Origin of the sequence: Enterococcus sp. DIV1937, assembly GCF_050535975.1 — a bacterium.
GTDB classification, from domain to species: Bacteria; Bacillota; Bacilli; order Lactobacillales; family Enterococcaceae; genus Enterococcus; species Enterococcus faecalis.
The window spans coordinates 780,608-793,449 of the sequence record NZ_CP172909.1; the positions used below are offsets into that span (position 1 = coordinate 780,608).

Here is a 12,842-nt window from a genome sequence, read left to right on the forward strand (position 1 = left end):
AGAAAACCATTTTGGCTGTTCATTCAGACGAAGTTGTGTATAATAAAAAAAGTAAGATATTTGCTATTTCAGGATTAGTATGAGAATGTGTTCATAAGGGGTTTTACAAAAATAATCCAAAGAGGTGAAGGAATATGGCATTAACTCCATTAGATATTCAAAACAAAGACTTCTCAACAAAAATGAGAGGCTATAACCAAGACGATGTAGATGACTTTTTAGATCAAGTCACACGTGATTATGAAGATGCATTACAAAAAAATCGTGAACTTGAGAAATCATTAAAACACGCAGAAGAAAAATTACAATACTTCAATGAATTGAAAGATGCATTGAACCAATCAATTATTGTTGCACAAGATACCGCTGATAAAGTGAAATCAAGTGCCAACAAAGAATCAGAAATGATTATCACTTCGGCAGATAACCAAGCCAAAGAAACCTTGGTAGAAGCTGAACGTAAATCAAATGCAATGATTGCAGATGCTGAAGCGAAATCAACACAAATCTTAGCAGAAGCAATTGAACGTGCTCGCCAATTAGCTGGGGAAACAGAAGACTTGAAGAAGAAAACACGTGTCTTCCATCAACGCTTAAGCTTAATGCTTGAAACTCAATTAGAGCAAGTGAAGAGTGAAGAGTGGGAAGAGATTTTAAAGCCTTTTTCTAGTTATGTCGGAGACAAACATACAGCAGTTAAGGAAATTCTTGATGAACAAGACCTTGACAACGAAAATGAAACTGTTGTAAACTCTGAAGAGAACACAGATGCTGTAGTAGAAAAAAAGCCTGTAATTGAAGTCACTGAAGAAACAATTGAAGAAGAATCAAAATAGATAGAACAGAACGTTTAATGTTTATTCTTAGCAGCGAGTCAATGATAGTGAAAGTTTGACAGACACTGGCATTAAACAGATCCTCTATCCTAGATGCAGTTCTGAACACTTGAGTAGGAACTGCCGGATAATTACCGTTATCAATTTCAGAGAAAGTAGGGGCAACTCTACTTTGAATTTGGGTGGTAACACGAGTACTTCGTCCCTTGGGATGGAGTACTCTTTTTTTATCTACTTTTATCAGCTATCGTTCATCTTTAGTATGAACTAACACAATTAAATCGATAAAATGAAAGCGAGGCAAATGCATATGAAAATGAAAGAAACATTGCAATTAGGAAAAACAGCTTTTCCAATGCGTGGGAACTTGCCAAACCGTGAAGCAGAATGGCAAAAAGACTGGGAAGAAAAAGGCTTATATGAACAACGTCAAAAATTAAACGAAGGAAAACCAACCTTTGTTTTACATGATGGCCCTCCGTATGCAAACGGAAATATTCATTTAGGACATTCTTTGAATAAAATCAGTAAAGATATTATTATTCGTTCAAAATCAATGTCTGGTTTCCGTTCTCCTTATGTGCCTGGTTGGGATACCCATGGTTTACCAATTGAGCAAGTGTTAACCAATAAAGGGGTTAAACGTAAAGAAATGACTGTCGCTGAGTATCGCGAAAAATGTAAAGAGTATGCCTTATCACAAGTCGATAAACAACGTAACGATTTTAAACGTTTAGGTGTGTCAGGCGATTGGGAACATCCATACATTACGTTAGATCCAGAGTATGAAGCAGCAGAAATTCGTGTTTTTGGTAAGATGGCAGAAAAAGGCTATATTTATAAAGGCTTAAAACCAATTTATTGGTCTCCTTCAAGTGAATCTTCTTTAGCAGAAGCAGAAATTGAATACAAAGATGTAAAATCACCTTCTATTTACGTAGCTTTTAATGTGGCCGATGGTAAAGGTCTTTTAGATAACGAGACAGCCTTCGTCATCTGGACGACAACCCCTTGGACATTACCAGCCAACTTAGGTATTTCAGTTAATCCTGATTTTACGTATGTTGAAGTGAAGGCAGACGGTCGTAAATTTGTAATTGCTAAAGATTTATTAGCAACAGTTAAAGAAGCGGTTGGTTGGGAAGAAGTAGAAGTCTTGCGAGAATTTTCTGGTGAAAAATTAGATCGTATGACAGCTCAACATCCATTCTATGATCGAACATCACTTGTTATGCTAGGCGACCACGTGACGCTAGATGCCGGGACTGGCTTAGTTCATACCGCACCAGGACATGGGGAAGATGATTATATTGTCAGCCGTAAATATGATTTACCTGTTATTTCTCCTGTTGACAGCCGTGGGGTCTTTACAGATGAAGCACCTGGTTTTGAAGGAATTTTCTATGACAAAGCGAATCCAATGATTACTGAGTTATTAGAAGAAAAAGGCGCGTTATTAAAATTAGATTTCTTTACGCATAGTTATCCACATGATTGGCGTACCAAAAAACCAGTTATCTACCGTGCAACGCCACAATGGTTTGCTTCAATCTCTAAATTCCGTCAAGATATTTTAGATGAAGTTGAGAAAGTTGACTGGCTAATTCCTTGGGGAAAAACACGTTTGTATAATATGATTCGTGACCGTGGTGATTGGGTAATTTCTCGCCAAAGAGCGTGGGGTGTACCATTACCGATCTTCTATGCTGAAAATGGGGAAGCCATCATTACGCCAGAAACAATTGAACATGTAGCGAATTTATTTGCAGAACATGGATCAAATATCTGGTTTATGCGTGAAGCAAAAGAGTTACTACCAGCAGGCTTTACACATCCAGGTTCACCAAATGGCGAGTTTACCAAAGAAACAGATATCATGGACGTTTGGTTTGACTCAGGTTCTTCACATGAAGGAGTTTTACGAGAAAGAGAAGAGTTAACTTTCCCAGCAGATATGTATTTAGAAGGTTCTGACCAATATCGTGGTTGGTTTAACTCAAGTATTACAACAAGTGTTGCTATCAATGGGGTAGCGCCTTATAAATCAATCATTTCTCAAGGGATGGTTCTCGATGGCGAAGGCCGTAAGATGAGTAAATCGTTAGGCAATACTATCTTACCTGAAAAAGTTATCAATCAAATGGGGGCAGATATCTTACGCTTGTGGGTAAGTAGTGTTGACGCGGAAGCCGATGTGCGTGTCTCAATGGATATCTTAAACCAAGTATCTGAAGTGTACCGGAAAATCCGTAATACTATGCGTTTCTTGTTAGCGAATACGAGTGATTTTAATCCAGCTGAGCATACTGTAGCTTATGCTGATTTACGTTCTGTAGATAAATACATGACGGTTCGTTTAAATCAAGTCATTCAAGAAATCCGTGAAAATGGTTATGAAAAATATAATTTCATGCATATTTATCGGACAGTTATGAACTTCTTAACTGTGGATCTATCTTCTTTCTATTTAGACTTTGCGAAAGATGTCGTTTATATTGAAGCTGAAAACGATTATCAACGTCGTTGTATGCAGACTGTTTTCTATCAAACATTGGTTTCATTAACAAAACTATTGACACCAATTATTCCACATACAGCGGAAGAAATTTGGAGTTTCTTACAAGAAGAAGAAGAGTATGTGCAATTAGCTGAATTCCCAGGTTACGAAACGTTTACTAATGAAGAAGAATTGATGGATACATGGGCAGCCTTTATGGATTTCCGTGACAATGTCTTAAAAGCGTTGGAAGAAGCTCGTCATTCTAAATTAATCGGTAAATCGTTAGAAGCCAAAGTGACCGTTTATCCAAATGAACAAATTCGTCAATTAATGACAGCTGTTGATGCAGATATTGCTCAATTACTAATTGTTTCCGACTTTGAAGTATCAAAAGAAGTAGCACCTAGTGAAGCTGTTCAATTTGAAGACATGGCTATTTTAGTTGAAAAAGCAGAAGGCGAAACGTGTGACCGTTGTCGTTCCGTTCGTCAAGATGTCGGCTCAGATGAAAAATTACCAACACTTTGTGGCCGTTGTGCACACATTGTTGAAGAAAATTATCCAGAAGCGGTTGCTGAAGGATTCGAATAAACAAGAAAAAAGATCCGCTAGTTGTTAACTAGCGGATCTTTTTTGGCTTATTTATTGATCAAGTTGACCGCGGTCACGGTACCAGTTATCTGGTTGCCATTCCCAAGTAAAGCCATCTTTTTCTAATAAGTCGAAGGCAGCTTGCGGGCCCATTGTGCCAGCGGCATAATTAGGGAAAGAAACGTCTGTTTTATCCCAAGCATGTCGAATAATGTCAACAATGCGCCAAGATTGGGCAACTTCGTCCCAATGAGAGAAGTTTGTACTATCGCCATTTAGGCAGTCTAATAGAAGTTTTTCGTATGCTTCTGGACTATTTTCAGTCATTTCAGCACTTTGACGGAAATCAAGTTTCACTGGAGTTGTATTGAACCCTTGACCGATTTCTTTTCCATTTAAGGTTAATGAAAATCCTTCAGTTGGTTGGATATAGATAGTTAAAACATTCGGTGGTAAATCGGTTTTATCGCATTCTTCACACGTATCATCTTTGAAGACATTAATAGGTACTTGTTTAAAGACGATGTTAATGCGTGTGCCTTTTTCAGTTAATCGTTTACCTGTGCGAACATAGAAAGGGACGCCAGACCAACGGAAATTATCAATTAAAAATTTACCAGCAACAAAAGTTTCAGTAGATGAAGTTTCTGCCACATTCGGTTCATCACGATAGGCTGCAAATGTTTGATCAGCTAGCTGACCTTCGCCGTATTGGCCACGCACGAAATTTTGAAGGGCTTCTTCTTCAGAATAAAGGCGGATGGCACGTAAAGCTTTTACTTTTTCAGTCCGAATTTCTTTTTCAGAAAAAGCAACAGGAGGCTCCATAGAAAGCAATGCAACGACTTGTAAAATATGATTTTGAACCATATCTTTTAGTGCGCCACTGTGGTCATAATAGCCGCCACGATCCTCGACACCTAAGCTTTCAGCGAAGGTGATTTGGACATTATCAATGTAACGATTGTTCCATTGTGATTCAAAAATATTATTGGCAAAACGAATGGCTGAAATATTTTGGATCATTTCTTTGCCTAAGTAATGGTCAATTCGGAAAATATCTTGTTCAGGAAATGCAGCACGAATTTCTTCATTTAATTCGTAGGCAGATTCATAATCAGAACCAAATGGCTTTTCGATAATTAGACGATCAAAGCCTTCTTCCGAAATAATATGTTGTGATTTCAAGTGATTAACAATGGTTCCAAAGAATTGAGGGGCCATAGCTAAATAGTAAACATGATTGCCTTCTAAGTGGTATTGTTCATTTAGGCGATCAGATAATTCTTTTAAGGTATTATAATGTTCCGTATCATTCACATTATGTGATTGGTAATAGAAATGACTAGAAAATTCAGTTGCCTCTTCGGCCGTGGGATTTAAGTCTTGAATGGTTTCACGAACGATTTCACGATAGTATTCGTCTGTCCATTCCCGACGTGCGGTACCAATCACCGCAAAACGCTCAGCTAATAATCCTTTTTTATATAAGCGGAACAGGGAAGGATACAATTTGCGTTTGGCAAGATCACCTGTCCCCCCGAAAATAGTAAATAATGCTACTTTTTCATTCATTAGTTTTCCTCACTTTCTCTAATCAACGGCTCAACAAAAATTGTGTTTGCTGCTTTAAAGCTGACGGATAATTCTTTATTTTCATTATAAATGGTGATCGGTCCTTCATATGCAGCAATTTCTTTAATCGTATATTCTTCTTGAATATTTAAATCAATGGAAACTAAATAATCCAGTAATTCTTTTTCGTCTAAGACACGTGCAATCCGAATTTTTGTGCCAACAGGGTAGTCTGTTAACGTTTGGCGTTTCTCCTCATGAATGGGTTGATTATCTTCGGGAATAACACCACCGTGTGGACAAAATTCTGGATGATTTAAATAATCCGCTAAACGGTTCACAAGCGTCTGTGAAGTAACATGTTCTAAAACTTCTGCCTCTTCGTGCACATCATTCCAAGTGTAATTTAAGTGCTCTACTAAAAAGACTTCCCAGATTCGGTGTTTGCGAATTAACGTACTCGCTTTTTTTAAGCCTTTTTCAGTTAATTGTACCCCTTGATAAGGAGAATGCTCAACCAAATCTTCTTTTACTAACTTTGAAATCATCTCACTAACCGAAGCTGCCGAAACATCGAGTCCAGAAACAATTTGTTTATTATTCACTTTAACTTCGTCGCCACCTAATTCAAAAATTAATTTTAAATAGTCTTCGCGATTTGGTGTCATAGGGGCTCATCCTTTCAAAAAAACATCATCCTAAGTTTATCAGAAAAAGGCGCATTTGACTATTTAATAATATTCAAGTTGTAAGAAAACTTTCTGAATGCTTTTGCAAGGGATGTAAAAAAATAAATCACCCACCGCACATACTTCATTTTATGTGTCGTGGGTGATTTATTAATTGTAGATAGCCCGTTCTAGTGTGTAGGTTTCGTCGTCGGCTTCATCGTAAAGCGTCGCAGGGACACCATTTTCACATTGAATGATTAAATGGTAACCTAACTTGTCTAAGATAACTAAGCGTTTAGGGGTTAATTCAACAAGCAAGGCATGCGTTTGTTTGCCATCAATGAAAACATTGAAAGATGAGGTGATTTCTAAGGTGTGTTGCGTGGCTTTCTTCACGTCCACAAACCACCAATGCCCAGTATAGTTGTGTTGAAGCTCCTGTGGGGAAGGGAGCTGTTTATTTTTTTTCCAGAGGATAGAGCCTGCTAATCCAGTAAGTAAAGATGCGCCAACTAAGAAAGTCCAATGTTTTTTCAAAGAAATTCCTCCTAACCTTCATTTTCATTTATTCGTCTTCGTTACCTTTATTATATAGAACTTGTCTAAAATATTCGACTAAATCGCTGAGAATTGACAAATATTTAATGATTGACACAAGATAGTAAAATTGTTGGTTTTGGTCTATACTTTTCCTTGTTTTTTTATGGTATAGTGTGTAAGAAAGGAAGTCTGTGTATGAAGTACCCGAATGTCCAACTTGCTTATTTTATCGAACGACCCAATCGGTTTATTGCACACTGTCGTTTAATGGAAACGAATGAAGAAGTAATCACACATGTCAAAAATACTGGCAGAGGGAAAGAAGTTTTTTTACCAGGTGCTGTTGTGGCGCTTAGTTATCAACCATCGCCTAAAAGAAAAACAGATTACGATTTGATTGCAGTAAAAAAAGGTTCTTTTTGGATTAATATTGATAGCCAAGTACCGAATACATTAGTCAATGAAGCGTTAAAAAATGGTCAAATTGTGCTTCCTGGTTTAGTTGGTACGATCCAAACTGTTAAACGTGAGCAACGATTTGCACATTCAAAATTTGATTTTCTAGTGGAAACGGATGCGGACGAACAAGCTTTTGTCGAAGTGAAAGGCATGACTTTAGAAAATAAAGGCATCGGTGCTTTTCCTGACGCGCCAACACTTCGTGGCTTGAAGCATGTCACTGAACTAATGGCTGCAACTAAAGCGGGTTACCGCTGTTACGTTTTGTTTGTGGTCCAATTTGAAGAAATTAAGCAAGCAACGATTCACCAAGAGATGCAACCCGCCTTTGCTGAAAATCTGGGTGCTGCAATTGATCAAGGTGTGCAAGTCCTTGCTTACAATTGCCACGTAACACCAGCAACGATTGAACTTAAGTCACAGGTAACCTTTGATTTATTACAGGCATTTGATGATCCTAATAAATAACTTGAAGAACTCCTAGCGCTTTAAGGCAGGGTAATTACGTGACTTTTGTACGAGAGATTACTATTATAAAGAGAGTAAATAAACAAAAAATGGAGGTTTTTGATTATGATACATTTAGGCGTAATTGGTACCAATTGGATTAGTCATCAATTTGTTGCAGCAGCTTTAGAAACGGGTGCGTATGATTTAACGGCTGTTTATTCTCGGAAACTAGCAACGGCACAAGAATTTGGTTCTCGCTATGGGGATGTGGAATATGCAATTGATTTAGAGACGTTTTTTGGTATTGCACATATGGATACGGTTTATATTGCCTCACCAAATTCATTACATTTTGAACAAGCGAAACAAGCAATTTTAGCGAAAAAAAATGTAATTGTTGAAAAACCAGCTTTTTCAACACCTGATGAGATGGCAGAAATTATTGAATTAGCGAATAAAAATCGTGTGTATTTCTTTGAAGCGGCCCGTAATATTCATGAGCAAAGTTTCCAAAAAATTGCTGAATTATTGCCATTAAAAAACCAAATTTTAGGTGCGAATTTTACGTATATGAAATATTCTTCTCGCTATAATCAAGTATTAGAAGGCAAAGAGCCAAATATTTTTTCTCCTCATTTTTCTGGGGGGGCCTTAGCAGATTTAGGCGTTTATTTAGTTTATGCAGCCTTGGGCTGGTTTGGCGTACCAAACGAAAGCCATTATTTTGCTAGTAAAATTGCGACAGGTGTCGATGGCTTAGGAACAATTATTTTACGATATGATCAGTTTGACGTGACGTTAAACACTGGGAAAATTAGTGATTCTTTTGCGCCATCCGAAATTTACTTTGAAAACGGGACCTTGATTTTAGATAGTGTCAATGCTATTTCTTCGGCTGAGTACCATGATCGCGCACATGAAGAACGTGATGTCTTAGATATTCAAGTAGCCGATAATCCAATGATTGAAGAAGCCCGTGATTTTGCAGCAGTTTTAAATAACCCAACAGATAAGTATTGGGGCACCAAGTATGAAGAATGGGTTGAGCTTGCTCGAAATGTCAATAAAGTAGTCACTGATTTACGTCATAGTGCCGGCATTATTTTTGATGCTGATAAATAAGAATTAAGCGATAGGAAAGGAACAATATGAGATTTTTAGAACAACTTCCAGAGGCTTGGCAAGAACAGTGGCAAGCTTCTGGCTTTAACGAACCATCAACAATTCAAGAAAAAAGTTTTACGCCCCTTCGCGAAGGAGAAAATGTTTTAGGAATTTCGCCGACAGGAACTGGAAAAACACTTGCTTACATGCTGCCTTTACTATTAACTGTTGAAAAAGGACAGGGAAATCAATTGTTGATTATTGCTCCGTCTCAAGAATTAGCTATGCAAATTGCTGAAGTTGCTCGGACTTGGGCTAAGCCACTTCAATTAACGGTTCAAACGTTAATCGGCGGGGCAAATGTTTCACGCCAGATTGACAAGTTAAAAAAACGTCCTGAAGTGTTAATCGGAACACCAGGTCGGATTTTAGAGTTAATGAAGAATAAAAAAGTCAAAGCTCAGTTGGTAAAAACAATTGTAATGGATGAAGTTGATCAACTTTTCCAAGAGGAAGAGCTAAGTTTAACCAAGCAAATTTTGACACACACACCAACCGAATACCAACTTGTTTTTTATTCAGCGACTGCTGATCGTGTCGTGAATCAAGCGCAATCTTTAAGCCAAAAATTACAGGTGATTGATGTGACGGAAGAAGATACTTCAGCAGGCCAAGTCGCCCACTACTTTATTCGGTTAGCACCAAGAAAAAAAGCTGATTACTTACGTCGTTTGGCCCATACAGAAGCATTCAGAAGCATGGTCTTTTTCAATCAAGTTGCTGATTTAGGTGCAGCAGAAGAAAAATTAGTTTATGAGAATGTTCCGGCTATTGGTCTGGCTTCAGATCAAAGTAAACAGTTGCGTAAATTGGCGATCGATCAATTTAAAGCAGAACGAGTGAAGTTGTTATTAACCACGGATATTGCGGCACGGGGCTTAGATTTCACTGGGGTCCCTTACGTCGTAAACGTAGATGTTCCTTTAACCGAAGAGAGCTATATTCATCGTTCTGGTCGCGTTGGCCGGATGGGTGCACAAGGGGCAGTGATTACGTTTATCAACGATGGCACCAAAAGGGATTATCAACGTTTGATGAAACAATTGGCCATTCCTTATCAGGAAATCTTTTTATATGATGGTGCACTTCATGAACAGCCAAAAGCCAAAGATGAACTAGAAAAAAAGAACGTAGTCAAAGATACGTATTCAGAAAAAAAGAGTACGAAAGAAAGAAAACCAGAAACAGTAAATTCTGTTGTCAAAGAACCACAAGAAACACGCAAAAAGAAGAAAAACAAAAAGAAAAACACGAAAAACAAAGGAGCTCGTAAAGCGAAGAAATAACGCTTTACGAGCTTCAAGCAGAACGTTGTATCGAGGAGGATTCCATGAAATCTCGGAAGGAAGAAATCTTAGCGTTACTTCAAAAAAATGAAACTGGCTTAACGGCAGGAGCGGTAGCAGAACAGTTAATGATTGATCGCAGTAATGCCAGCCGTTATTTAAATGAATTATTCAAAGAAAAGAAAATTACTAGAAGTACTGGACGTCCTGTTATCTATTCAGTGCCAACAATCAATGAAGGAGAACAAGTCCATGTAGATGAGTCCACCTCTGTTAGTTTTGACACATTAGTAGGTGCCAATGATTCTTTAAAAGTGAGTATTCAGCAGGCTAAGGCGGCTATTTTATATCCACCAAGAGGTTTGCATACGATTATTTTTGGGAAAACAGGAACAGGGAAATCTCTTTTTGCTGAATGTATGTACCGTTTTGCCATTGATTCAAAAACCTTAGATGAAGATGCCCCTTTTGTCTCTTTTAATTGTGCTGATTATGCACAAAACCCACAATTATTATTTGGTCATATCTTTGGCGTAAAAAAAGGCGCCTATACTGGTGCGAATGAAGATAGTCCAGGCTTAATGGCAAAAGCAGATGGCGGGATTCTCTTTTTAGATGAAATTCATCGTTTACCGCCAGAAGGTCAAGAAATGCTCTTTACGTTTATTGATAAAGGCGTGTACCGTCCATTAGGAGAAAGTGGTCAAACCTATGAAGCCTCTGTTCAAATTATTGGTGCGACAACGGAATCCTCAGAAAACTTTTTAACCACTTTTAATCGGCGGATTCCGATGTCGATTACATTACCATCTTTAGATGCACGGACGCTAGATGAGCGTTATGCCATCATTTCGTTATTTATTCAGCAAGAGGCAACACGTTTGGGCCAACAAATTGATATCGAACGCGAAGCAGTTTTGGCGTTCATGTTATACGATGCAGAAGGAAATATTGGTCAGGTGAAGCGGGACTTAAAATTAGTTTGTGCTAAGTCATTCCTTTATTATCGGACGCACAATTTAGAACATTTGGTTATCCGTAAACGGGATTTGTCGTTACCTGTCCAAAAAGGATTATTAAAAATTAAAGAAGTACCTGAGCGCTTGGATCAATTTGTCGATAGTAAAAGTAATTATTTATCTTTCCAGCCAGGCACCAACAAAATTGTTTGGTCACAAGATCCAGCTAGAGACATGCAAGTTTACAATGAAATCGAAGAAAAAGTCGCTGACTTGTCCGAAGCTGACTTAGAAAATGTTGATTTAGAAGAATTGATTTCCAAAGATATGAATGCGTATTTTAAAAATTATGTCGAAGAATTAACCCAACATTCTTTACATAAGGAGTTATTACCAGAAGCTATTTGGGACTTAACGAATCGTCTTTATGATATCGCAGAAGAGCGTTTGGAACACACGTACAACGAAACTGCGCGCTTTGCCTTTGCGCTTCATTTACAAAGTACGATTGAACGTGTCAAAGAAGGTCACGTGATTGTCCATCCTGATTTAAATAATGTCCGTAAAAATATGAAAAAAGAATTTCAAGTAGCCTTAGATTTATCTTCTATTATTGAAGAAGAGAACAACATAGAGATTCCTTTCGATGAAATTGGCTTTATTAGTATGTTTTTATCTATTAATGTCGGTAAAGAAGAAAGAACTCCAGAAAATAATGTTGGTGTGTTCGTCTTAATGCATGGGGATTCTACTGCCTCAAGTATGTTGAAAACCGCCCAAGAACTTTTAGGAACGTCAATCGGAACAGCGATGAATATGCCGTTAACGATGGAAGTTCAAACAATGTATGAACAATTACGAAACCAAGTAATTACGCAAAAAGAATCGTTAAATAATGGGATTTTATTACTGACGGATATGGGTTCATTAAATTCGTTTGGAAATATGTTGTTTGAAGAAACAGGTATCCGAACAAAGGCGATTACAATGACGAGCACAATGATTGTCTTAGAAGCTATTCGAATGGCAAGCGTGGGACGAAGTTTAGAGGACATTTACCAAAATATTCAACTTTCTTTTGAAAGCGTTGTGAGAGAACAATTTCGTTCTAGTCTGCAAAAACGTCAAAACGTAAAAAAAGCAGTAATCGTGACGTGCTTTACTGGAGAAGGGGTTGCCGCAAAACTATACCAACGAATCTTACCAGTTATTGATGAAACAAAAGTGGAACTGATTCAAATGCAATTTATTGAACGAGAAACATTTAAAAAACATATCGACAACTTGATGGAAGAATATGAAATTAAGGCCATTGCGGGAACTGTGGATGTTGAATATCAAAATATTCCTTTCTTTTCCGTCTATGATATTTTTGATGATGAAAAATTAAATGTACTGAAACGGATTGCTAGTGATGAAGTGGCGATTGATACAATTGTTCATTCACTAAGTGGCGTCATTACTTCTGTGGACTCCTTACAAAAATTAATTCTCATGTTACAAAAAACAGTTCATCAAATACAAACAGACATGCATATTATTGTTGAACCAGGGGTGGATGCCGGAATCATGATTCATTTGGCTTTTCTGGTAGATGCTTTAATTAAAGGAGAAGAAGCAAGAACTTTTCCAAACTTAGCGGAATATGTTAAAACACATCGTTTAGAAATCGATGTCGTACGCACGAATTTTATGTTAATTGAACGGGCGTATCGTGTGACGATTCCAGAAGCGGAAGTTGCGCATGTTACCCAAATGTTTTTAGAAAATGAAATTAAAAGTAAACAATAATAAATAAAAAAACATCAAGA

9 protein-coding genes are annotated in these 12,842 nt (G+C 37.6%); 6 read left to right on the top strand and 3 right to left on the bottom strand.

Annotated features, from left to right (window positions below; all coding sequences use genetic code 11):
* Positions 1–134: 134 nt before the first annotated feature.
* Entirely contained in the window at positions 135–836 is a 702-nt protein-coding gene (divIVA, locus tag IGL13_RS03830; RefSeq protein WP_002355904.1) for a cell division protein DivIVA, read from the top strand.
* Between the two features lie 310 nt (positions 837–1,146).
* Entirely contained in the window at positions 1,147–3,927 is a 2,781-nt protein-coding gene (ileS, locus tag IGL13_RS03835; RefSeq protein WP_002387984.1) for an isoleucine--tRNA ligase, read from the top strand.
* A gap of 51 nt (positions 3,928–3,978) precedes the next feature.
* Here the strand turns inward: ileS and zwf are convergent, their stop codons facing one another.
* The 3 genes from zwf to IGL13_RS03850 form a co-directional block, all read right to left on the bottom strand.
* Positions 3,979–5,502 (bottom strand): glucose-6-phosphate dehydrogenase, encoded by a 1,524-nt coding sequence (gene zwf / locus IGL13_RS03840; protein ID WP_002355906.1) that lies wholly within the window; start codon positions 5,500–5,502, stop codon positions 3,979–3,981.
* Positions 5,502–6,170, bottom strand: a complete 669-nt coding sequence (locus tag IGL13_RS03845) for a metal-dependent transcriptional regulator (protein WP_002358896.1) — start codon at positions 6,168–6,170, stop codon at positions 5,502–5,504. The genes zwf and IGL13_RS03845 overlap by 1 nt, the downstream gene beginning before the upstream one ends.
* A 171-nt stretch (positions 6,171–6,341) precedes the next feature.
* Positions 6,342–6,710: a DUF4828 domain-containing protein gene (locus IGL13_RS03850; protein WP_002355908.1), complete on the bottom strand. Its 369-nt coding sequence runs from the start codon at positions 6,708–6,710 to the stop codon at positions 6,342–6,344.
* Between the two features lie 198 nt (positions 6,711–6,908).
* Here IGL13_RS03850 and sfsA point away from each other — a divergent pair, with 198 nt between their 5' ends.
* The 4 genes from sfsA (at position 6,909) to IGL13_RS03870 (ending at position 12,822) form a co-directional block, all read left to right on the top strand.
* Complete coding sequence (gene sfsA, locus IGL13_RS03855; protein ID WP_002378135.1) at positions 6,909–7,640, top strand: DNA/RNA nuclease SfsA; 732 nt, start codon at positions 6,909–6,911, stop codon at positions 7,638–7,640.
* A 105-nt stretch (positions 7,641–7,745) separates the two neighbouring features.
* A complete protein-coding gene (locus IGL13_RS03860) occupies positions 7,746–8,744 on the top strand; it encodes a Gfo/Idh/MocA family protein (RefSeq protein ID WP_002378137.1) in 999 nt (332 codons plus the stop codon).
* Between the two features lie 26 nt (positions 8,745–8,770).
* Positions 8,771–10,072 carry a DEAD/DEAH box helicase gene (locus IGL13_RS03865; protein WP_002378138.1) on the top strand — a complete coding sequence of 434 codons (1,302 nt, stop codon included), beginning with the start codon at positions 8,771–8,773 and terminating at the stop codon, positions 10,070–10,072.
* Between the two features lie 44 nt (positions 10,073–10,116).
* On the top strand, positions 10,117–12,822 hold the full coding sequence (locus tag IGL13_RS03870) for a sigma 54-interacting transcriptional regulator (protein WP_002355912.1): 2,706 nt from the start codon (positions 10,117–10,119) through the stop codon (positions 12,820–12,822).
* Positions 12,823–12,842: the final 20 nt, after the last annotated feature.